Source organism: Flagellimonas cixiensis (genome assembly GCF_042134615.1).
Taxonomy (GTDB): domain Bacteria; phylum Bacteroidota; class Bacteroidia; order Flavobacteriales; family Flavobacteriaceae; genus Flagellimonas; species Flagellimonas cixiensis.
The window spans coordinates 267,886-290,092 of the sequence record NZ_CP169639.1; the positions used below are offsets into that span (position 1 = coordinate 267,886).

Here is a 22,207-nt window from a genome sequence, read left to right on the forward strand (position 1 = left end):
ATAGTCGAAATCAAAGCGAGAAATCTGTGCACCCCAAAAGATTTCTCAATCGTCACTCCATTCCTCATTTCGAAATGACAACATTCAGACCGTCATTAATCCATTCGAGTTAATTAGCGTAATTCGTGTCATTTGTGTCAACCCAAGTTTTACACTTTATCACCTATAGATTCTTCGCTTCGCTCAGAATGACAATCTAAAAATCAAGGTCATTTCGAACTGGCAGATTGAGCATAGTCGAAATCAAAGCGAGAAATCTGTGCACCCCAAAAGATTTCTCAATCGTCATTTTGAAATGACAAAACGGAATGGGCGATTTCACTATTCGAACTAATTCGAGTAATTAGTGCCAACTAATATTAAAGCGGAATATTCCCATGCTTTTTCCAAGGCGTTGGAATCTCCTTTTTCTCCAACATGGCAAAGGTCTTTAATAATTTGCTTCGGGTATTCTCAGGAAGAATCACCTCATCTATAAATCCACGCTTGGCAGCACGATAAGGATTGGCAAATTTATCGGCATATTCGGCCTCTTTCTCTTTCAATTTTGCCTCAGGATCATCGGCAGCCGCAATTTCACGCCGAAAAATAATCTCACTGGCTCCTTTGGCTCCCATCACCGCAATTTCCGCACTTGGCCATGCAAAGTTGAAGTCTGCACCAATATGTTTGGAGTTCATCACATCATAAGCACCTCCGTAAGCTTTACGAGTAATCACGGTTACCCTCGGAACAGTAGCCTCACTCAAAGCATACAATAATTTGGCACCGTGCATAATAATTCCGCTCCATTCTTGATCGGTTCCTGGTAAAAATCCTGGCACATCCACCAATACCAATAATGGAATGTTGAACGAATCACAAAAACGGGTAAATCTAGCTGCTTTAGTGGAACTGTTCACGTCCAACACCCCTGCCAAAAACATAGGTTGGTTGGCAATGATTCCAATACTTCTTCCTCCCAATCGGGCAAAACCCGTGATGATGTTTTCCGCATAATCCTTATGGATTTCATAAAAGGAATCCACATCAATAATTCCTCTGATTACCTCATGCATATCGTAAGGTTTGTTGGGATTATCGGGGACTATATTCGATAATATTTCACGAGTCTCATCACCCAACTCATAAGGCAATTTGGGCGTGATTTCCTTGTTGTTTTGAGGCAAATAATCCAACAATCTTCGGATATCGTCCAAACAAGCCGCATCGTTAATGGATGTTTTATGGGCAACCCCCGATTTTACGGCATGGGTACTTGCCCCTCCCAATTCTTCCGAAGTTACGGTTTCATTGGTCACTGTTTTTACTACGTTTGGACCTGTCACAAACATATAACTGGTTTCTTCCACCATGATAATAAAGTCAGTCATGGCTGGGGAATACACCGCTCCACCTGCACATGGCCCCATAATGGCCGAAATCTGTGGAATCACCCCAGAAGCTTGAACGTTTCTGTAAAAAATATCCGCATAGCCTCCCAACGACTTCACTCCCTCTTGTATTCGAGCTCCACCCGAATCGTTAAGTCCAATCATTGGCGCACCCACTTTCATGGCCAAATCCATCACTTTACAGATTTTTTCAGCATGGGTTTCGGACAATGCGCCACCAAATACCGTAAAATCTTGGGCAAACACATAGACCAATCTCCCATTTACAGTTCCATAACCCGTGACCACACCATCACCATAATATTGCTCCTTATCCATTCCAAAATCTGTGGTGCGGTGTGTCACCAAAATGCCCATTTCCTCAAAAGAACCCTCATCCAAAAAGTAAAGGACCCGTTCACGGGCGGTGAGCTTTTTCTTTTGATGCTGCTTATCAATACGTTTTTGACCTCCCCCCAAATGGGCTTCGGCTATTTTTTCCTGTAATGCTTTTATTTTGGAATCCATGGATTTCAGTTTGAAGGTAATCGTACTATTTTTTTGTCTTCCAGATATTGATAAAGGGCCACCATAGCCGCTATTTCAGCTTCATTGGCGGTTTGCTCCTTTATCTTTTCGGGGGAATAATAATTCTTCACAAAATGGGTATCAAAATTCCCAGACCTAAAGGCTTCGTGGGCAAATACAAAGCTTCCGAACGGCAAGGTGGTCTGCACGCCTTTTACTTTATAATTTTGAATGGCATCAAGCATCAACTCAATGGCTTCTTCACGGGTTTTACTATAGGTAATCAGTTTGGACAACATGGGATCGTAGTAAATCGGAATATCCATTCCCTCGCTAAAACCATTATCCACTCGAATCCCTTCCCCAACCGGTAATTGATAGGTTTCCAAGTTGCCAACACTGGGCAAAAAATCGTTCAACGGGTCCTCGGCATACACCCTAAGCTCCACCGCATGTCCGTGAATCTTTAAATCTTCTTGTTTCATGGGGAGCGCTTCTCCCCGTGCCACTTTTATCTGCAGTTCCACCAAATCCACTCCCGAAATCAATTCGGTTACGGGGTGTTCTACTTGCAGACGCGTGTTCATTTCCAAAAAGTAAAAATTGTGGTCAGCATCCATCAAAAACTCAACGGTTCCTGCCCCGATATAATCGCAGGACTTAGCCACTTTGCAGGCTGCAATTCCCATTTCTTCACGCAATTTGGGAGTTAATATGGCCGATGGGGCTTCTTCCACCACTTTTTGGTGACGACGTTGTACGCTGCATTCCCTTTCAAAAAAGTGAAGCACATTGCCGTGGGTATCTGCCATCACCTGCACTTCGATGTGCCGCGGTGATTTTACATATTTCTCTACAAAAACAGAACCGTCACCAAAGGCGGAAGTCGCCTCACTGATAGCTCGCTTCATACCAGATTCAAGATCTTCTTCCTTTTCCACGATGCGCATCCCTTTACCACCACCTCCTGCTGAAGCTTTGATTAAAACTGGATACCCTACCTCATTAGCAATCTCATGGGCCTTGGACACATCCGTAATGGCTTCATCAATTCCAGGCACCATAGGGATATCGTACGCTTTTACCGTTTCTTTGGCGGCCAATTTGCTGCCCATAATGCGAATAGCTTTCGATTTAGGCCCAATAAATGTGATGCCACTCTTTTCTACCGCTTCGGCAAAATCCGCATTTTCACTCAAGAACCCATAGCCAGGATGAATGCCATCCACACTCAGTTCCTTGGCAACTTCAATAATCTTATCACCTCGCAAATACGATTGATTGGAAGGTGCAGGACCGATGCAAACCGCCTCGTCCGCAAATTGCACATGTGGCGCATTCCTATCCACCTCCGAAAACACGGCAACGGTATTAATGCCCATTTTTTTAGCGGTTTTCATTACGCGAACCGCAATTTCGCCTCGATTGGCGACCAAAATTTTCTTCATGATGTTTTATTGAAATTCAATCAACAGTTGTTTCTTGTCAACAGCATCACCTTTTGACACGCTTATTTTTTTGATGATCCCATCTCGTGGAGAAGTGATAATATTTTCCATCTTCATGGCTTCCAAAATCAACAATTGATCTTCTTCGTTCACTTCTTGTCCCTCTTCCACTAAAATATCCAAGATAAGTCCAGGCATGGGAGCCGCGATGGAATCCACATTTTTTCCGCCTGCGATTGCAAAGCCCATTTTTTCGATAAGTTCATCCAAAGGCGTTAAAATGGAGGCTTTATGTTCACTCCCATTAACACTGATGGTGTAAACTCCTTTGTTAAAATCAGAATCCAGAATTTTGATGTGGTAAGATGCTCCATTTTTCAATAAATGAAAGGCATTTTTACCTGTTTTAATTAGGTCCAACGAAGCCATTGTATCCTTGGAAAGTTTAAAGTCAAAGCTCTCGTTAACCTTGACCGTATACGAATGATCCATATAAAAGGTTTCCTTTGGTTAGCTTGATAAATATAAGGTTAATGCACTAGAAATCACACAAAGCTATTCCAATTAAGCAGGATTAATTATGACATTGATCATTAATTGTTTTTCTTGTAATGGCTAATTATGTAAGGTCGTAATCAAGCATCGAAAGCAATCATTTGCTTACTTTTGATGTCAAAATTTGAACTATGCTGATACTCGGGATTGCGGGAGGTACTGGATGCGGAAAAACAACCGTGGTAAAACAAATTGTGGAACAACTTCCCGAAAATGAAGTGGGAGTGATTTCGCAGGATTCTTATTATAACGACTTATCCCATTTGAGCCGTGAAGAACGCGCCAAAATAAATTTTGACCACCCGAATTCCATTGATTTTGACTTGATGATTTCACATATGGAAGAGTTGAGGAGAGGGGAAACCATCCAAACCCCAATCTATTCCTTTGTAGAAGAAACCCGAATGGAAGAGACCATTCCAACCGCACCAAAAAAGGTTATGATCGTGGAAGGTATTTTGGTGCTCAGCAATGCGAAGCTTCGGGATATGTTCGACATTAAAATTTTTGTGCATGCCGATTCCGACGAACGATTGATTCGAAGATTGCAACGTGATATTCGGGAACGTGGACACGATTTGGAAAAAGTACTCACCCGTTATCAAACCGCAGTAAAGCCCATGCACGAACAATTTATTGAGCCTTCAAAGGAATTTGCAGACATTATTATCCCCAACAACCATTACAACACTGTGGCTGTGGATATTGTGCGAACCATCATCAACAATAAATTATAGGCAAGATGGGGTTCAAGGATTTGAAAAAGAAGAAATGGTTCAAAACAATGACAAACACTTATGTGTTGGTATTGACTGTTTTTGTGATTTGGATGGCGTTTTTTGATACCAATTCGCTTTTGATTCATTTGGAGCTACGAAACGAAATCAAAAAACTGGAAAAACAGAAGGACTTTTTAAAAAGTGAAATCGCCAAAGACAAGGAAATTCTAGAAAAAATGTCGGATGAAAAAGAATTGGAGAAGCTTGCCCGCGAAAAATACTACATGAAAAAGGAGAACGAAGAAATATTCTTGATTGAATATGAGGATAGCCTAAAGAACAAACAAAATGAGCAAGACTGACCTATTTGATGAATTCCCTGAAGTATCTGCAAAACAGTGGAAACAAAAAATACAGTTCGACCTCAAAGGGGCCGATTATAACGACAAGCTTGTTTGGGAATCTTTGGAGGGCATCAATGTTAAACCCTTTTACAGTGCCGAAGATGTTCACGACATTCGCACTTTTTCCTTACCAAAAGGCCATGATTGGTCGGTAGGACAGGCCATTTATGTTGGAGATGCTGAAAAAGCCAATAAAAAGGCTGTGAATGTGCTTCAAAAGGGAGTAGAAGGCTTGATTTTCACTATTCCGAGTGAAGAAACCGATTTTGAAACCTTGTTTTCAAGCATCCATTTGGAAGGGCTGGAACTCTATTTCAATTTTGAGTTCTTGGCTTTGCAGCCTATTAAAAAACTGATTTCATTTCTCTCCGATAAAAAGGCAAAAGCTCATTTATGTATTGATATTATTGGTCATTTGGCCAAAGATGGCAATTGGTATCACAATCTGGATAAAGACCACGAATTGCTGACTGAAATTATGTCACTCGGCACATCTGACATTTTTATTTTGGGAGTTGATATTTCACTTTATCAAAACTCGGGTGCCAATATGGTGCAACAATTGGCCTATGGTTTGGCCCACGCCAATGAATATTTGAATCATTTTATCACTTCGAGCGCAGTCGAGAAGTCTTTCCCCATCACCTTTAAAGTGGCCGTTGGTAGTAATTATTTCTTTGAAATAGCTAAAATCAAAGCTCTACGCTGGCTTTGGAACAGTTTGGCCTCAGAATATGGTATTAAAAATCCATGTTCCATTTTGGCCGTGCCCTCCAAACGCAACAAAACGCTTTATGATTATAACGTGAACATGCTCCGAACCACATCGGAATGTATGTCGGCAATTTTGGGCGGAGTGGATACCGTTTGCAATTTAGCTTACGATGCACTTTATCATAAAGACAATGAATTTGGGGAACGCATCGCACGAAACCAATTATTGCTTCTAAAAGAAGAAGGCTACTTTACCGAAGCTTCCCAAATTGCGGAAGGTTCTTATTATATCGAATCGTTGACCAATCAACTTGCGGAAAAAGCATTGGCCTTATTCAAACAACTAGAAGCTTCGGGTGGGTTTTTGGAAGCCTTGAAAAAGGGCATTATCCAACAAAAAATCAAGGAAAGCGCCGAAAAGGAGCAGCAACTTTTTGATGATGGTACTTTAGTATCACTCGGCACCAATAAATATCTAAATCCTCAGGATCACATGAAAGATGATTTGGAACTCTATCCTTTCGTTAAAACAAAGCCGCGGAAAACCATCATCACTCCGATTATCGAAAAACGTTTGGCCGAAGCTGTTGAACAAAAAAGATTGAACAATGAGTAGAAAAGATCTTCAACAATTGGAATTGACTGTCAGGTCGAGCGCAGTCGAGACCCAAAACTACGGACACGAAAACTTTGCAGCAGGAATTTCTCCATTTCTACGTGGTCCCTACTCTACCATGTATGTCCGCAGACCTTGGACTATTAGGCAATACGCAGGGTTCTCCACCGCAGAAGAAAGCAATGCCTTTTATCGAAGAAATTTAGAAGCAGGTCAAAAAGGGCTTTCCGTAGCTTTTGACCTACCTACGCACCGCGGTTACGATTCAGATAACGACAGAGTGGTCGGCGATGTTGGAAAAGCTGGCGTTGCCATTGATTCCGTCGAGGATATGAAGATTTTGTTCAACGGTATTCCTTTGGATAAAATGTCCGTTTCCATGACCATGAACGGAGCCGTGATTCCAATAATGGCATTTTATATTGTAGCCGCTTTGGAGCAGGGCGTATCTATGGAGCAACTTTCAGGTACCATTCAAAACGATATCCTCAAGGAGTTTATGGTTCGAAACACCTACATCTACCCGCCTACGCCTTCCATGCAAATTGTGGCCGATATTTTTGAGTTTACCAGTCAAAAAATGCCAAAATTCAACAGTATCAGTATTTCTGGCTACCACATGCACGAAGCTGGAGCACCAGCTGCCATGGAATTGGCGTACACCTTGGCCGATGGCATTGAATACATTCGCACAGGAATAAAAGCGGGGCTAAAAATTGATGAATTTGCTCCTAGACTTTCTTTCTTTTGGGGTATTGGCATGAACCATTTCACTGAAATAGCCAAAATGCGGGCAGGACGTATGCTTTGGGCCAAGTTGGTTAAGGAGTTCAGTCCGAATAACGAAAAATCACTCATGCTCCGAACCCATAGCCAAACCAGTGGGTGGAGTTTAACAGAGCAGGACCCTTTCAATAATGTGGCCCGAACCACCATTGAAGCTATGGCAGCTGCTTTCGGCGGCACCCAGAGTCTTCACACCAATGCACTGGATGAAGCCATCGCACTACCCACCGATTTTTCAGCACGAATTGCAAGAAACACACAAATTTACCTGCAACAAGAAACTAATATTTGCCGAACTGTTGACCCTTGGGCAGGTAGTCATACCGTAGAAAAATTAACCCATGAGATAGCCGAAGAGGCTTGGAAACTGATTGAAGAGGTGGAGAAATTCGGTGGCATGACCAAAGCCATTGAAAAGGGAATTCCCAAAATGCGCATTGAAGAAGCAGCCGCCAGAAAACAGGCTCGAATTGACAGCGGTCAGGAGATTATTGTTGGGGTGAACAAATATCAATTAGATAACGAGGATGATCTCCAAATTTTGGAAGTGGACAATGCCAAGGTGCGCAAACAACAGATAGAACGGTTGGAACACATTAAGGGCACTCGTGACACTGTTGCCGTAGAAAAAGCCTTGGATGCCCTTAAAGAAGCAGCCAAAAAAGCCTCCCAAAACGATACTGACCGTGGAAATTTATTAGCTTTAGCTGTAGAAGCGGCCAAAGAACGTGCTACCCTTGGCGAAATTAGCGATGCCATGGAAACTGCATTCGGTCGTTACAAAGCAAAAATCCAATCCTTTACTGGCGTGTATTCCAAAGAAATCAAAAACGACGAAAGCTTCAAAAAGGCTCAAAAAATGGCCGATGACTTTGCTGATCAGGAAGGTCGACGACCAAGGATCATGGTCGCCAAAATGGGTCAGGATGGACACGACCGCGGAGCCAAAGTAGTTGCCACCGGCTATGCCGACCTCGGTTTTGATGTGGATATTGGACCCTTGTTTCAAACACCTGCAGAAGTAGCCAAACAAGCGGTTGAAAACGATGTGCATATTTTAGGCATTTCATCCTTGGCCGGTGGGCATAAAACGCTTGTGCCAGAGGTGGTAAAAGAACTCAAAAACTATGGTCGGGAAGACATTATGGTGATTGTGGGAGGCGTAATTCCAAGGCAAGACTACGACCATCTGCTTTCCAATGGAGCTGTGGCTGTTTTTGGACCAGGTACCAAAATAGCCGAGGCCGCCATCGAAATCCTCAACATTTTGTTGGATTAGGCCTACTTAATCACCTAAGAAATACAAGATTAACTTTATTTAACGCTGAAACACAGTGTTATTCACGCACTGTTAACAATTTACATTTTATCGCGTCCCAAATAATCGTATTTTTAGCACCTAACTTACTATGAAATGGGCAAGATTATTGCAATAGCAAACCAAAAGGGAGGTGTAGGTAAAACTACCACCACGGTAAACCTTGCAGCATCCCTAGGTGTATTGGAAAAAAAGGTGTTGTTGATTGACGCCGACCCCCAAGCCAATGCAACTTCCGGTTTGGGAATCGATGTAGATTCCGTGGAACAGGGCACTTACCAATTACTGGAACATACCATGAGCGTGGATGAAGTCATCATCCAAACAGATTCCCCAAATGTTGATTTGGTACCTGCACACATCGACCTTGTGGCCATCGAAATTGAATTGGTAGACAAAGACAATCGCGAATACATGTTGAAAGAAGCGCTCAAAGATTTGGGCGACCGCTACGATTTTGTATTGATTGACTGTGCTCCTTCTTTGGGTCTATTGACTCTTAATGCGCTTACCGCTGCAGATTCGGTTATGATTCCCATCCAATGCGAATACTTTGCTTTGGAAGGACTTGGAAAACTGTTAAATACGGTAAAAAGCGTTCAAAAAATACACAATAACGATTTGGATATCGAGGGCATGTTGTTGACCATGTACGATTCGAGGTTACGCCTGTCCAACCAAGTTGTGGAAGAAGTGAAAAAACACTTTGCGGATATGGTTTTCGACACCATCATACAAAGAAATGTGCGGCTAAGTGAAGCCCCAAGTTATGGTGAAAGCATTATAAAATATGATGCAAGTAGCAAAGGCGCCTCAAATTATCTTAACTTGGCCAACGAAATTTTGAAGAAAAACAAGGAGAAAGTTTAAATGGCGAAAGCAACAAAAAAACAGGCTTTGGGTAGAGGCCTGTCCGCGCTTTTAAAAGATCCGGAGAACGATATTCAATCCGTTTCGGACAAAAATGCGGACCAGGTTATCGGCAACGTAGTGGAATTGGACATTCAGTCCATTGAAGTGAACCCCTTTCAGCCCCGCTCCAACTTTAACGACGAAGCCCTTACGGAATTGGCCAGTTCCATTCGAGAACTTGGCATTATACAGCCCATTACGGTTAGAAAGCTGGATTTCAATAAATTCCAGTTGGTTTCTGGTGAACGTAGGTTCCGTGCCTCCAAATTGGTGGGCTTGGAAACTATTCCCGCCTACATCCGTATTGCCAACGACCAAGAATCGTTGGAAATGGCATTGGTGGAAAACATTCAAAGGCAAGATCTAGACCCTATTGAAATTGCCCTTTCTTATCAAAGGTTGATTGATGAAATTGAAATCACCCAAGAGAAATTAAGCGACCGAGTCGGAAAGAAACGTTCCACCATTACCAATTACCTTAGACTTTTAAAACTTGACCCGATCATCCAAACAGGAATGCGCGATGGTTTCATCAGCATGGGTCACGGTAGGGCACTTATCAACATTGACAAAAAGAAAGAGCAGATTGCCATTTATGAAAAAGTGGTCTCCGATGGACTTTCGGTAAGAGATACTGAAAAATTGGTGAAATCTTTAAAAGAGCCTCAAGGTTCCGCTTCCGAAAAGAAAAAAGATGTAAAAGAAGCTCCTGAATTTGTTACAAAAGGGTTAAAAGCCATTAAGGACCATTTGGCAGCCAAAGTAGACATTACAACTTCATCGAATGGAAAAGGGAAGATTGTAATTCCGTTTCATTCAGAAGAGGAATTCAAGCGTATCAAAAAAATACTTACTGGTGATTAAAAACCTATTTTTTTTGCTCTTTTTCTTGCTGTTTCTCCATACTGGCTTTTCCCAAGAAGAGAAAGAAGGTGAGCCTACAGAAGTTCCTCAAACCGAAGTAATAGAACCCACCCAACAAATTGAAGGAGAGGGTGTTACTTTTGAAGAAGTACGAAAAGAAAAAAGTATAAATCCCCTAGCCCCCAGTAAAGCCGCCTTCTACTCTGCTGTTTTACCAGGATTGGGACAGATTTACAATAAACGATACTGGAAGGCCCCCATTGTTTGGGGAGCCATCGGAACCGGAATCTATGTCTACTCCTATAATAACACCGAATATCGTCGGGCACGGAATGCTTTTAAGAGGCGGTCCGCAGGATTTACCGATGATGAGTTTTTTGATTTGAACGGAGATGGAGAAGGTCCGGATTTAACTTTAGAAGCACTACAAGAAGCACAGGAAAACACACAAAGAGACAGGGATTTGGCCCTGGTAATTACCATTGCGCTTTATGCCCTGAACATTATTGACGCCAATGTGGACTCTCATTTAAAACAATACAATGTCGATGATAATCTTGCAGTTGATTTTCAGCCGTTTCTCGACATCAACCCCTTTACCAACCAGCCGAATTACGGCATGGCTCTGGTGGTAAAATTTTAGCTTATGAATATTGGTCTTTTTGGATATGGGAAAATGGGAAAAATGATTGAGCAGATCGCTCAAAAAAGAGGCCATACCATTATTGCAAAAATAGACGATGCGTCGCAACCCATAGATTACAATTCCATGGATGTTGCCATTGATTTCAGTACTCCTGAATCTGCTTTTGGGAATATTACCAACTGTTTTAAAAATGGTGTTCCCGTAATTTGTGGCACCACGGGATGGTTGGAACAATATGCAGAGGCGGTGGAAATCTGCAGTACAAATAAAGGAGCTTTTATTTATGCCTCTAATTTTAGTCTGGGCGTGAATATCTTTTTTGAACTCAATGCCCAACTAGCCAAAATGATGGCCAATTTGGAAGAGTACAAGGTTTCAATGGAGGAAATTCACCATACCCAAAAATTGGATGCACCTAGCGGAACGGCCATCACCCTTGCCGAAGGTATTATTGATAACACTCCCTATGAGCAATGGAAATTGAAAGAATCGGGAGACAAAATCATTCCCATTAGCTCCATTAGAGAAGGCATGGTACCCGGAACGCATAGCATTGCCTATGAAAGTGCCGTGGACAAAATTGAGATAACGCACCAAGCACACAATCGTGAAGGTTTTGCCCTTGGCGCTGTAATTGCATCGGAATGGATTGTTGGAAAAACAGGGGTCTTTTCCATGAAAGATGTGTTAAACCTAAGCTAAATAACGTAACAAGAATAAAGACCACGAGTCTTACTAAGAAACTTATTATATGGACGGTACACAGTGGATTATTTTTATCCTCCTCATCCAAGTCATCCACTTTTTGGGCACCTGGAAACTATACGTAAAAGCTGGCAGAAAAGCTTGGGAGGCAGCCATCCCGGTTTATAATGGTATTGTTTTAATGAAAATCATCAATAGACCTTGGTGGTGGGTTTTATTGTTGTTCATTCCCATTATCAATTTATTGATGTTCCCAGTAGTTTGGGTAGAAACCATCCGTAGTTTTGGTAAAAGCTCATTGTTGGATACGTGGTTGGTGATTTTAACTCTTGGTTTTTACACCTACTATATCAACTATGTTGAAGATGTAAAATACATAGAAGATAGAGACCTAAAACCAAAAACAGGATTGGGCGAATGGGTAAGCTCCATTGTTTTTGCCATTGTTGCGGCCACCTTTGTACACACCTATTTTATTCAACCCTACGTAATCCCAACTGGTTCCTTGGAACGCACCCTGCGTGTAGGAGATTTTCTGTTCGTTAGCAAATTTCATTTTGGCGCAAGGGTTCCCATGACCACCTTGGCCGCCCCAATGGTTCACGATACCCTACCTGTAGTTAGAACAAGGTCGTATTTGGCCGATGTAAATCCAGAAACCTATAAAACGTCTTGGATAAATAAATTGCAGTTGCCATACATGCGATTGCCAGGTTTTGAAAGGGTAAAAAAGAACGACATAGTTGTTTTTAGTTTACCATCGGATACCTTGGTGCAATTTTTTAGGGCAGATAAGGCTGTTAAAAAGCCCATAGACAAAAAATCCAATTACGTGAAACGTTGTGTTGGTACACCAGGAGACTCTTTATCGGTAATAAATGGAGATGTTTACATTGATGGTGAAAAATTGCAACTATCTGATCGTGCCAAACCGATGTTTGTATATGACATCTATTCAAAAAATGGCGTATCTAGTCGTTATTTGGAAGAAGTAGATGCTTCTGATTATGTTCGTAAATATATAGCCACCAACATTAATGAAGCGCAATACAATGCCCTTGCTCCTTATGTTTCTGGAGCTAAGCCTACCGAAGATGGCAAAATAGAGCTGTACACCACGGAAAAAGGGATTCCCACGAACGTAATCCGACAATTACGACTTTCACTTTCGGAAGAAAAACCACTATCCAGAATGGCCAACCTTACGGATGAAATGGTTACACAACTACACAATAACCCAGAAATTGATTCTGTGGTTAAAACCATTGACCCTAAAGGCATGTACGGTGGAAATACATTTCCACAAAAACCTAATTTGTACCCTTGGAACAACGATAATTTTGGCCCCATTTATATTCCTGAGGCAGGTGTTACGGTTGAAATCAATGCGAAGACAATACCATTATACAAAAAAATTATCCGTGATTACGAACACAACGATGTCAAGGTCACTGGAAACAAAGTATTCATCAACGGACAAGAAGCGAACTCTTACACCTTTAGGCAAGACTATTATTGGATGATGGGTGATAACCGTGACCATTCCGAGGATAGTAGAACTTGGGGCTACGTTCCTGCAGATCACATTGTTGGTAAGCCTGTTTTCCTTTGGATGAGTTTTGACAACTTTAGGGAAGGCATCACCAATTGGAGAGTACGTTGGAACCGTGTTTTCACTACAGTTGGTGGAAGCGGTGAACCTGTTTCTTACTTCTGGTATTTTGTAGCTGCCTTGGCCGGTTGGTTTATTTTTGATTTCTTCCGCAAGAAAAAGAAACAAAACGGGTGAATTTGACCATTCGTTAATTTGATTTGTTGGAATGTATATCTATTCTTTTGAAAAACTTGATGTCTGGAAGGAAGCAAAAGACTTCACTATAGAAATTTATGGAATTACAAATCTATTTCCAGAAAGTGAGAAATTTGGAATCACCTCACAATTAAGGAGGGCGTCAGTTTCCATATGTTCCAACGTTGCTGAAGGTTCCGCTAGAAAGACCAATAGGGACAAAGCTCACTTTACAACTATTTCCTTTGGGTCTGCAGTTGAAGTATTAAACCAACTCATTCTAGCAACTGAATTAGGATTTATTTCTCAAGAAAACTATATTAAGTTAAGAATAAAACTAGAGAGCATCACCAACAAGCTCAATGCGCTTAGAAATCATCAAACCAAATAGTTCACAAAACACGGCATTATCAAATCCTCAGATAAACACATATTGCTCCATCCTAGCTATTTTCCTAGCATTGCTACATTTGCTGCCATCGTGCAACATGAGGTGGTGTGGGAGGCGCAGGACAATTTTCAAAAGCAGACCTATAGGAATCGCTGTTATATTTCAACAGATAAGGGCAAACATATGCTAAATATCCCTGTAAAACATTTAGGAGGGAAGGAAGGAAGGCAGAAATATATAGACGTTATTACCGAGAATAGCTACAATTGGAAAAAGGAACATTGGCGAACATTGGAAACTGCCTATCGAACCTCTCCCTTTTTTGAATTTTATGAGGATGATATTCGTCCTCTTTATGAAGGCTCTGAAAACAATCTGTTCGATTTTAATGTAAAAACAATTGAAACCATTGCAGATTGTATTGGAATATCGATTAGCAAAGATAGGACAGATACCTATGAGGTAGTTCCCAATAACTTAGTTGATGCACGATTTTTAGTAGATGCTAAAAAAGAAAAACCATTTGAATTGGAAACTTACCCTCAAGTTTTTGAGGAACGCCATGGTTTTTTGTCCAATTTAAGTGTTTTGGACCTTTTGTTCAACGAAGGTACCAATACCCTTACCTACCTCAAAGGTCAACCTCTGGATTTTACCCGTCATGCTTAGGCATATTGTACATTACGGCATTCATTTTATAGTCCCTATACTTATTACCATTTGGTTTTTTAAGGATCAAAAAGTAAAAGTTGCATTGATTCTGCTTGCTGGAATAATCATCGATATTGACCATTTATTTGCCAATCCCCTTTTTGACCCTAACCGATGTAGCATTGGTTTTCATCCGTTGCACAGTTATTGGGCGATTATTGTTTATTCAATTCTACCCTTTTTTCGGGTAACAAGAATAATTGGCTTAGCCTTAATACTGCATATTATTGCAGATGGTCTGGACTGCCTACTCATGTAACGGCAATCTCAAAGTAGCCATAATCGGATAATGATCGGATAATTTGACCTCAAAATTTTGATGGGAAAGCACTTCAAATTCGGGGTCGGCCAAAATATAGTCGATTCTTAGTGGAAACCCCATTAGATCGTAGGTGCGACCAAATCCTGACCCTTTTTCTAAAAAGGTGTCGGTCATATCCCTTTTTATTGCCTTATAAATATTGGAGTACTGTGTATTATTAAAATCACCAAGTACAATCTTATTATAGTTGGTCTCATACATATTCTTTCGGACTAAATCCGCCTGTTCGTATTGCTTTCGCATGGCATAGCTTAATCTGCCAAAAAGCTTACTTGTTTCTTCATTTTGTATGGCATACAGTTCAGGGTCTATTTTAAATGACTGTAGATGTACGTTGTAAACCCTAACAGTATCGGAATGAATCAAAATATCAGCAAAAATAGCGTTGTTTGCACTCCTTGGAAATGAAATAGAATCTATATTTAAAATTGGAAACTTGGAATAAATTGCTTGAATTACTTTTCCACTATGTTTTCCGTAAACAAAGTCAACAAACTTATATTTATATTGAGACAAAGCGTTATTTCGTTTCAAAGCATATAGTGTCTCTTGAAAGCAAACGATATCGGGATCCTTTTCAGATACAAAATCATAAATTAATTCTTCAACATTTTCGATATCCAAAAGCTTAGAATAATTAAAACTTCTAGCATTAAAGGACATTATTGAAAATGTGTCTTCACTTTTATTTTGAATACTCTCTTCAGCAGAATTAAAAAGAAAAAAAGGACCTGATAAAATTAACCAAACAAGAAGTATTAGAACTGAAAGTAAGATATTTCTCTTTTCTCGTAAAAGCCAATATAAAACAAAAACCAAATTGACAATCACAAGTAACGGCACCACTAAACTCACAACAGATAGTGAAGAAATTTGTTTTACTGGAATATATGAAACGATGATGGCGACACCCAACACCAATGCAAGAAGGGTATTCAAAAAATACACCACCCTATCAAAAATCGAAAGCCCTTTCACAATTTAATCCTCTTTACCTGCTTTGAACAAAAAGTCCTTTTCTTCCTTCGACAAACTTTCATAGCCCGATTTACTGATCTTATCCAAAATGGAATCTATCTTCTTTTGCTTGGCTTGTTTGTCGTACTGGGCTTTGGTTTGAGCCTCCGTTTTCTTTCGGTACACAGTTTTCATCGGAGCTTTTTTCTCCCTTGGTTTAAAAAGTTGAACTATCGCATCCCTTAGTTTGGTGAAACCCGCTCCTATATCATTTCCTTTGAACAATTGCCTGGCATAAACATAACCTAGCAAAGCCCCACCCAAATGGGCCAATCCACCTCCGATATTTTCGCCCATACCGATGAGCACCAAATCCTTAATCACAAGAGCGGCCCCGATGTACCATAATTTAATATTGAAAAAGAACAGACGAACCTCCTGGTTTGGAATATAGGCACAAACAAAAATCAAAACAGCATTTACTCCTGCCGAAGCACCAATCAATGCCGTGTTGGCATTCACCAAGGTGGGGAACACATTATATCCTAAAAGAAACAATGCTCCTCCTAAAATTACACCCAAGAAATAGACATTGATAAAGCGTTGCCCATCAAACAGATTTAAAAAAATCCTGCTGGCAAAGTAAAGGATGATCATATTCCAAAATATATGACCCAATCCTGCATGTAAAAAAGAATAGGTGAACAAAGACCATGGCTGACCTATAAATTCAATAAAGTCCTTTGGAAGTTGAAACCATGCAGCAAAGGAAAATCCGAAAAGCGCCTTGGACAATCCCTCCAATAGAAAAATCAGCACATTTACCGCAATGAGCTTCTCCGCTATACTAAGCCGAGCAAATTGGTATTGAAGTCCTCCACTTGTCATAATTAATCCCAACGATTATTATTAAACTGGTCCTTTTTCCAGTACCACATCATTATAAATCCAATTAAAGCACCGCCAATATGCGCAAAGTGTGCTACTCCAGTATTTACATTGCCGATACCGAAAATTAAATCGACAGCGATTAAAATAGGTACAAAATACTTGGCCTTTATGGGCACCGGTAAAAATATAAGCATCAATTTGGCTTCTGAATACATAAAAGCAAAGGCCACCAAAATACCATAAATGGCCCCTGAAGCCCCAACCGCAGGCGTATTGAATGCCGAAAGCATGTTATCAATAGTTCCTTTGGATGCGATATTGTACCACCCTGGACTATATTGTCCGTTAGCCAAAATATCCATTATCTGTGTTTTGGCTATGCCAGCTCCTTCCAACGCACTTATTCCCTCGTTGAATAGATAAAAATTAACACCACTGTGCAATGCCGCAGAGCCTAAACCAGCCGAAAAGTAGAAGAATAAAAATTTGTTTCTACCCCAAATACGTTCCAAAGGTGTACCAAAAGCCCAAAGTGCATACATGTTGAACACAATGTGCATCAGGTTTCCGTGCATGAACATATGACTAATAATCTGCCACCATTCAAAATTGGGATTTTTGGGAAACCAAAGTGACATCCATTGAAACATCTGGTCCCCATACAATTGTGTGGCAAAAAACATGATCACGTTAATGATCAAAATGTGTTTCACTGCCTCGGTCATTTTACCCATTTAGCTGAATTTTTTATCGATATCCCCTTCAGAGATAATAGTGTATGTTATTTTATGTGAAGGACTCAAGGTCGGTTCCTTGCAGGCAAACAAATTGTTCACGAGTGCCATTTGGGATTCTTGGTCGAGAATTTCACCTGTTTTTACGGCAAGATTTCTAGACAATACTTTGGCCAACATTTCGGCTTGCGAAATGGAACCATTTCCATACCCTTCTTTATAGTCCGCTATCAAGCGATCTAAAACCGTACCAATTCCCGATTCAGGGACCAATAAGGGCACACCTGTCACTTTTACGGTTTCCTGTTCCAAACTTTCAAAGGCGAACCCAATATTTGTCAGACTTTCACTTATATCTTTCAGTATTCCTAGTTCCTGTTGGTTAAAACTTAGCTCTAAGGGAAACAATAACTGTTGGCTCACCCCCTCTTTTACGGTGATTTCCTTTAGGAACTTTTCAAAAAGAATTCGTTCATGGGCTCGTTTTTGATGAATCACCAACATACCTGACTTTACCGTACTCACCACATATTTTCTACGCAATTGAAAGGTGGAAGCCATGTGCTCTTCAGCCTGTTCCCCATCATAGAGTGTTCCTTGTTCATCACTTTCCGATTCAATGATCAAACTACTGAACTGCTCCTCATCCACTTCTTTTTCCAATCCTTCATACAGATTTTCCCATCCCTTTGCACTTTGTTTTTGAAAAGAGCTGCCGCCAGAAGTTTTACTTTTTACTGTTTCTTGGAACGGATTAAAGGCGGCATCGACCGTCACCTTGGGCAACACTGCACCTTTTTCTTTATACGCATAAGGCGTATCTAAATTGGGGTCATGATCAAAATCAAGCACTGGAGCCACATTGAACTGACCTAAGCTATGCTTAATGGTGGAACGAAGAATTGCGTACAAGGTGTTCTCGTCATCAAATTTCACCTCTGTTTTGGTAGGGTGTATATTGATATCGATGGAACTCGCATCCACTTCCAAAAACAAAAAATACCCAGGATACATTTCCGATTTAATCAAACCTTCAAACGCTGCTGTCACTGCATGATGTAAGTATGGACTTTTTATATAGCGGTTATTGGCAAAGAAAAACTGCTCCCCCCTACTCTTTTTGGCAAACTCTGGCTTACAAATAAACCCTGAAACCTTTACCACTTCGGTCTCCTCGCCTACAGGGACCAATCTGTTCTCCATTCGGCTTCCAAAAATATGGGCAATTCGTTGGCGGTGTTTTGTTTTCGGAAGATTAAAAATCTCCGACCCATTATTGTAAAAATGAAACTCAATATTGGGATGCACCAAAGCCACACGATGAAACTCATCCGTGATGTGACGAAGTTCAACTTGGTTGGATTTTAAAAAGTTCCGTCGTGCTGGAATATTAAAGAACAAGTTCTTCACCGAAATGGAAGTTCCTTTAGGCGTGGCCACCACCTCTTGCGATACAATTTTGCTGCCTTCTATTTTAATATGCGTTCCCACCTCATTGGATGCAGGACGGGTATGCATATCTACATGTGCAATAGCAGCAATAGAAGCTAAAGCTTCGCCCCTAAAACCTTTGGTTTCCAAATTGAATAAGTCCTGAGCAGAAGAAATCTTGGAGGTTGCATGGCGCTCAAAAGACAATCGAGCATCCGTTTCACTCATCCCCATACCATCATCCACCACTTGAATCAGGGTTTTACCCCCATCTTTGATGATCAATTTGATGGATTCAGCTCCTGCATCAATGGCATTTTCCATTAGCTCCTTAACCACAGAAGCAGGACGTTGCACCACTTCCCCTGCAGCTATCTGGTTGGCGACATGGTCTGGCAAAAGCTTGATGATATCCGCCATTATGGATTCCAGAATATAGATAGATCGAAGTCAATAATAAAGAGAAACAGCAATACCAATATGGCAACAATGATCCAAAAGCGAAGTTTTAGGTTTTTGTCCCCCTTCGTTTGCAAATCGTCCATTGCAGTGGTCAACTTATTCTTGAGCCCTCTATTGGCATGTGCGGTACTCCGAAACTGATCTAGTTTGTGTTCTATTTTATACGGATTGCCCTCGCCCTTATAATAACGAGGGGAGTAATCAAAATTTTTATTTTTCCTAAGCTTTAAAGGGTTTCGCATGGCTTTAATATCCGTGTAACCTCAAAGGTACTTAAAATAGGAAAAAGGGGTCGAGCGGTTCTCCCAAAAAATGTTAACAGTGGGTGGATTATTGGTAGATTGGACTACTTGATTTTTGGAATGTTGGATTTTTAGTTGGTTGGAACAATAGATTGACAGAAAGCATTGAACTTGAAACCTGAACCCTGATTTTGCGTTGAACTTGAAACTTGAACTTGTGCTTGAACTTCTCTCCTATTTCCCTAAAACCGCCATTTGAATGGCGACAATAGCAGCTTCCGTTCCTTTGTTTCCGTGTTTCCCTCCACTTCTGGCTCGCGATTGCTCGATATTGTCATCAGTCAACACACAGAAAATCACAGGCACATCGTAAGCTACGTTCAAATCTTTGATGCCCTCTGCAGTGGCACTGCACACAAAATCAAAATGACTGGTTTCGCCACGAATTACACTTCCGATGGCAATAATGGCATCCACCTCTTGGGTCTGGATCATCTTTTTGCATCCGAAAGTAAGCTCAAAGCTACCAGGAACATCCCAACGCAAAATATTTTTTGTAGCAGCCCCACAATCCAACAATGCCTCTTCGGCGCCTTGATACAGGGCTTCGGTAATTTCGTCGTTCCATTCAGAAACAACAATCCCAAACCGAAGATTCTTCGCGTTTGGGATTTTATTTTTATCGTAAACGGATAAGTTTTTGTTCTCTGTGGCCATGTTTTAGTTTTGGGCCATTCCAATCAAGGCCTCTACGCCATTTCCTTCTTTTGATCCCGGATACTCTTCTTTGATGCGCTCAAAATATCCAAGTGCTTTGTCCTTTTGGCCCAATTCGATGGCAACTACACCAGCTTTGTATAAAAATCTAGGTGCTGTGAATTCGTTATCGCTATGAGCAATGGCTTTTTCATAATAATCCAAAGCATCTTCCAACTGTTCCAACTGTGCAAAAGCATCTCCAATACCTCCTTTGGCCATAGCTCCCATAATGTCGTCATCCGAAGAAAAACTTTCCAAATGCGAAATTGCCTGATCGTACTGGTTCAAGTTCAAATAGGTCATTCCAGCAGAATACTTCGCCAAGTTCGCGGCCTTTGTTCCACTGTATTCCTCGATAATATCCAAGAAACCATATTTACCCTGAGCACCATTCAATGCCAACGTAAACAATGAATCCCTTTCGGTTTCACTGGCCAAAGCCTGATCAAAATATTGTTGTGGATAAAATAATTCGTTGGCTGCAGAAGCTTCTTTTGGATTTTGGATAAATTGGTAATATCCCAAGTACGCCAATACCCCAACAGCAATCGCTCCGATTACCCCCAAAATATAGTTTTGGTTCTTCTGAACCCACTCTTCAGTCTTGGAAGCACCTTCATCCAAGGTATTGAATACCTCTGCCGTTGTACTGTCGTGTTCTTCTATCTGAGCTTCTTCTGCCTTATTCTTTGGCTTAAAGCCTCTCTTCTTGTATGTTGCCATCCGTCATTTAATTGGTCGCGCAAAAATAAAGTTTTTATCCAAAACCAAAAGGTAATTTATTCGTTATTTTTGAAACCCTATTTTGTATAGGCATCCTGTAAAACCCACTTTGTTCCTCAAATTCTATATGTTTTTAAGACATTTATCTTTAGTCAATTACAAAAATTTTGATTCCAAGACCTTGGAATTCGACCCCGTAATCAACTGCCTTGTGGGTGACAATGGGGTGGGAAAGACCAATGTTTTGGATGCCATTTACCACCTTAGTTTTGGCAAAAGTTACTTTAATCCGGTTTCTACCCAAAACATAAAGCACGGTACCGAATTTTTTGTGGTTGAGGGAGAGTTTGAAAAAGAAAATCGAACCGAAAAAATCATTTGCTCCTTTAAAAAGGGCACTAAAAAAGTCATAAAGCGCAACGGGAAGCCCTATGAAAAGTTTTCGGAACACATTGGTTTTTTGCCTTTGGTGATGATTTCGCCCGCAGATCGCGATTTAATTTTAGAAGGTAGTGAAACCCGTAGAAAGTTCATGGACGGGGTAATTTCACAATCGGACAAAAGCTACTTGCAGAACCTTATTAAATACAATAAAATAATCTCGCAGCGCAATTCTTTGCTCAAATATTTTGTGGCCAACCATACTTTTGACCCAAACACCTTGGCCATTTATAATGAACAATTGCACGGATTGGGAACGGAAATCCACAAAAAAAGGGTGGAATTCATTGAATCCTTTATTCCTATTTTTCAAGAGCAGTATCAACATATATCTGAAAAGGATGAGCAAATTTTGCTTTCTTATGAAAGTCAACTTTCAGAACGTCCGCTTTTGGAATTATTGGAATCCAATATCGAGAAGGACCGAGCATTGCAATATACTTCGGTCGGCATCCATAAAGATGATCTTGGTTTTACCATTGCAGGCCATCCCATTAAAAAATTCGGTAGTCAGGGACAGCAAAAATCATTTTTGATTGCCTTAAAACTGGCGCAATTTCATTTTATAAAAGAGTTGGCCAGCACTACGCCCATTTTATTGTTAGATGATATTTTTGATAAACTGGATGAACATCGGGTATCCCAAATTGTTGGCTTGGTAAAAAATGACAATTTCGGTCAGATTTTTATAAGCGATACCCACCCAGAACGAACCGAAAATGTGGTAAAAAACATTCATCAGAGTTATAAAATCTTTACCTTGTAA

General features: G+C 40.7%; 22 protein-coding genes. 13 read left to right on the plus strand and 9 right to left on the minus strand.

What is annotated here, in order from left to right; genetic code table 11:
- Window positions 1–359 precede the first annotated feature (359 nt).
- From ABT310_RS01110 to ABT310_RS01120, 3 genes are read right to left on the minus strand one after another with little or no spacing between them, the layout of a single operon-like run.
- Window positions 360–1,901: an acyl-CoA carboxylase subunit beta gene (locus tag ABT310_RS01110; RefSeq protein ID WP_375324929.1), complete on the minus strand. Its 1,542-nt coding sequence runs from the start codon at window positions 1,899–1,901 to the stop codon at window positions 360–362.
- Between the two features lie 5 nt (window positions 1,902–1,906).
- Window positions 1,907–3,349, minus strand: coding sequence for an acetyl-CoA carboxylase biotin carboxylase subunit (accC, locus tag ABT310_RS01115; RefSeq protein ID WP_375324930.1), 1,443 nt, complete (start codon window positions 3,347–3,349; stop codon window positions 1,907–1,909).
- Window positions 3,350–3,355: 6 nt separating this feature from the next.
- Window positions 3,356–3,841, minus strand: coding sequence for a biotin/lipoyl-containing protein (locus ABT310_RS01120; protein WP_375324931.1), 486 nt, complete (start codon window positions 3,839–3,841; stop codon window positions 3,356–3,358).
- A gap of 194 nt (window positions 3,842–4,035) precedes the next feature.
- Between ABT310_RS01120 and udk the strand changes: the two genes are divergently transcribed.
- From udk to ABT310_RS01180, 12 genes are all read left to right on the plus strand, one after another.
- Window positions 4,036–4,641 carry a uridine kinase gene (gene udk / locus ABT310_RS01125; protein ID WP_375324932.1) on the plus strand — a complete coding sequence of 202 codons (606 nt, stop codon included), beginning with the start codon at window positions 4,036–4,038 and terminating at the stop codon, window positions 4,639–4,641.
- Between the two features lie 5 nt (window positions 4,642–4,646).
- Window positions 4,647–4,985, plus strand: a complete 339-nt coding sequence (locus ABT310_RS01130; RefSeq protein WP_375324933.1) for a septum formation initiator family protein — start codon at window positions 4,647–4,649, stop codon at window positions 4,983–4,985.
- Window positions 4,972–6,357 (plus strand): methylmalonyl-CoA mutase subunit beta, encoded by a 1,386-nt coding sequence (locus tag ABT310_RS01135; protein WP_375324934.1) that lies wholly within the window; start codon window positions 4,972–4,974, stop codon window positions 6,355–6,357. The genes ABT310_RS01130 and ABT310_RS01135 overlap by 14 nt, the downstream gene beginning before the upstream one ends.
- On the plus strand, window positions 6,350–8,422 hold the full coding sequence (gene scpA, locus ABT310_RS01140) for a methylmalonyl-CoA mutase (RefSeq protein WP_375324935.1): 2,073 nt from the start codon (window positions 6,350–6,352) through the stop codon (window positions 8,420–8,422). The genes ABT310_RS01135 and scpA overlap by 8 nt, the downstream gene beginning before the upstream one ends.
- A 135-nt stretch (window positions 8,423–8,557) precedes the next feature.
- Window positions 8,558–9,331: a ParA family protein gene (locus ABT310_RS01145; RefSeq protein WP_375324936.1), complete on the plus strand. Its 774-nt coding sequence runs from the start codon at window positions 8,558–8,560 to the stop codon at window positions 9,329–9,331.
- Window positions 9,332–10,237: a ParB/RepB/Spo0J family partition protein gene (locus ABT310_RS01150; RefSeq protein WP_375324937.1), complete on the plus strand. Its 906-nt coding sequence runs from the start codon at window positions 9,332–9,334 to the stop codon at window positions 10,235–10,237.
- On the plus strand, window positions 10,230–10,880 hold the full coding sequence (locus ABT310_RS01155; protein WP_375324938.1) for a DUF5683 domain-containing protein: 651 nt from the start codon (window positions 10,230–10,232) through the stop codon (window positions 10,878–10,880). Before ABT310_RS01150 ends, ABT310_RS01155 begins: the two co-directional genes overlap by 8 nt.
- A 3-nt stretch (window positions 10,881–10,883) precedes the next feature.
- Window positions 10,884–11,585, plus strand: coding sequence for a 4-hydroxy-tetrahydrodipicolinate reductase (gene dapB / locus ABT310_RS01160; protein ID WP_375324939.1), 702 nt, complete (start codon window positions 10,884–10,886; stop codon window positions 11,583–11,585).
- Between the two features lie 49 nt (window positions 11,586–11,634).
- Window positions 11,635–13,377, plus strand: coding sequence for a signal peptidase I (gene lepB / locus ABT310_RS01165; protein WP_375324940.1), 1,743 nt, complete (start codon window positions 11,635–11,637; stop codon window positions 13,375–13,377).
- Window positions 13,378–13,408: 31 nt separating this feature from the next.
- Window positions 13,409–13,768 (plus strand): four helix bundle protein, encoded by a 360-nt coding sequence (locus ABT310_RS01170; protein ID WP_375324941.1) that lies wholly within the window; start codon window positions 13,409–13,411, stop codon window positions 13,766–13,768.
- 42 nt (window positions 13,769–13,810) lie between these two features.
- A complete protein-coding gene (locus tag ABT310_RS01175; RefSeq protein ID WP_375324942.1) occupies window positions 13,811–14,437 on the plus strand; it encodes a WbqC family protein in 627 nt (208 codons plus the stop codon).
- Complete coding sequence (locus ABT310_RS01180) at window positions 14,430–14,738, plus strand: DUF6122 family protein (protein WP_375324943.1); 309 nt, start codon at window positions 14,430–14,432, stop codon at window positions 14,736–14,738. The genes ABT310_RS01175 and ABT310_RS01180 overlap by 8 nt, the downstream gene beginning before the upstream one ends.
- Here ABT310_RS01180 and ABT310_RS01185 read toward each other — a convergent pair.
- From ABT310_RS01185 to ABT310_RS01210, 6 genes are all read right to left on the minus strand, one after another.
- Window positions 14,727–15,779: an endonuclease/exonuclease/phosphatase family protein gene (locus ABT310_RS01185; RefSeq protein WP_375324944.1), complete on the minus strand. Its 1,053-nt coding sequence runs from the start codon at window positions 15,777–15,779 to the stop codon at window positions 14,727–14,729. The genes ABT310_RS01180 and ABT310_RS01185 overlap by 12 nt on opposite strands.
- A gap of 3 nt (window positions 15,780–15,782) precedes the next feature.
- Entirely contained in the window at window positions 15,783–16,646 is an 864-nt protein-coding gene (locus ABT310_RS01190; protein ID WP_375324945.1) for a rhomboid family intramembrane serine protease, read from the minus strand.
- A gap of 2 nt (window positions 16,647–16,648) precedes the next feature.
- Window positions 16,649–17,383 carry a rhomboid family intramembrane serine protease gene (locus ABT310_RS01195; RefSeq protein WP_375324946.1) on the minus strand — a complete coding sequence of 245 codons (735 nt, stop codon included), beginning with the start codon at window positions 17,381–17,383 and terminating at the stop codon, window positions 16,649–16,651.
- Window positions 17,384–19,234, minus strand: a complete 1,851-nt coding sequence (gene mutL, locus ABT310_RS01200) for a DNA mismatch repair endonuclease MutL (RefSeq protein WP_375324947.1) — start codon at window positions 19,232–19,234, stop codon at window positions 17,384–17,386. It abuts the gene before it with no gap.
- A 518-nt stretch (window positions 19,235–19,752) separates the two neighbouring features.
- Window positions 19,753–20,235: a 6,7-dimethyl-8-ribityllumazine synthase gene (gene ribH / locus ABT310_RS01205; RefSeq protein ID WP_375324948.1), complete on the minus strand. Its 483-nt coding sequence runs from the start codon at window positions 20,233–20,235 to the stop codon at window positions 19,753–19,755.
- A 3-nt stretch (window positions 20,236–20,238) separates the two neighbouring features.
- A complete protein-coding gene (locus tag ABT310_RS01210; RefSeq protein WP_375324949.1) occupies window positions 20,239–21,000 on the minus strand; it encodes a tol-pal system YbgF family protein in 762 nt (253 codons plus the stop codon).
- Window positions 21,001–21,127: 127 nt separating this feature from the next.
- On the opposite strand from ABT310_RS01210, the gene recF reads away from it, so the two are divergent.
- Window positions 21,128–22,207, plus strand: a complete 1,080-nt coding sequence (recF, locus tag ABT310_RS01215; protein WP_375324950.1) for a DNA replication/repair protein RecF — start codon at window positions 21,128–21,130, stop codon at window positions 22,205–22,207.

Coding starts and splice junctions, on each gene's coding strand:
- ABT310_RS01110 (WP_375324929.1), bottom strand. CDS start 1,901: ATGGATTCCAAAATAAAAGCATTACAGGAAAAAATAGCCGAAGCCCAT.
- accC (WP_375324930.1), bottom strand. CDS start 3,349: ATGAAGAAAATTTTGGTCGCCAATCGAGGCGAAATTGCGGTTCGCGTA.
- ABT310_RS01120 (WP_375324931.1), bottom strand. CDS start 3,841: ATGGATCATTCGTATACGGTCAAGGTTAACGAGAGCTTTGACTTTAAA.
- udk (WP_375324932.1), top strand. CDS start 4,036: ATGCTGATACTCGGGATTGCGGGAGGTACTGGATGCGGAAAAACAACC.
- ABT310_RS01130 (WP_375324933.1), top strand. CDS start 4,647: ATGGGGTTCAAGGATTTGAAAAAGAAGAAATGGTTCAAAACAATGACA.
- ABT310_RS01135 (WP_375324934.1), top strand. CDS start 4,972: ATGAGCAAGACTGACCTATTTGATGAATTCCCTGAAGTATCTGCAAAA.
- scpA (WP_375324935.1), top strand. CDS start 6,350: ATGAGTAGAAAAGATCTTCAACAATTGGAATTGACTGTCAGGTCGAGC.
- ABT310_RS01145 (WP_375324936.1), top strand. CDS start 8,558: ATGGGCAAGATTATTGCAATAGCAAACCAAAAGGGAGGTGTAGGTAAA.
- ABT310_RS01150 (WP_375324937.1), top strand. CDS start 9,332: ATGGCGAAAGCAACAAAAAAACAGGCTTTGGGTAGAGGCCTGTCCGCG.
- dapB (WP_375324939.1), top strand. CDS start 10,884: ATGAATATTGGTCTTTTTGGATATGGGAAAATGGGAAAAATGATTGAG.
- lepB (WP_375324940.1), top strand. CDS start 11,635: ATGGACGGTACACAGTGGATTATTTTTATCCTCCTCATCCAAGTCATC.
- ABT310_RS01170 (WP_375324941.1), top strand. CDS start 13,409: ATGTATATCTATTCTTTTGAAAAACTTGATGTCTGGAAGGAAGCAAAA.
- ABT310_RS01180 (WP_375324943.1), top strand. CDS start 14,430: ATGCTTAGGCATATTGTACATTACGGCATTCATTTTATAGTCCCTATA.
- ABT310_RS01190 (WP_375324945.1), bottom strand. CDS start 16,646: ATGACAAGTGGAGGACTTCAATACCAATTTGCTCGGCTTAGTATAGCG.
- ABT310_RS01195 (WP_375324946.1), bottom strand. CDS start 17,383: ATGGGTAAAATGACCGAGGCAGTGAAACACATTTTGATCATTAACGTG.
- mutL (WP_375324947.1), bottom strand. CDS start 19,234: ATGGCGGATATCATCAAGCTTTTGCCAGACCATGTCGCCAACCAGATA.
- ribH (WP_375324948.1), bottom strand. CDS start 20,235: ATGGCCACAGAGAACAAAAACTTATCCGTTTACGATAAAAATAAAATC.
- ABT310_RS01210 (WP_375324949.1), bottom strand. CDS start 21,000: ATGGCAACATACAAGAAGAGAGGCTTTAAGCCAAAGAATAAGGCAGAA.
- recF (WP_375324950.1), top strand. CDS start 21,128: ATGTTTTTAAGACATTTATCTTTAGTCAATTACAAAAATTTTGATTCC.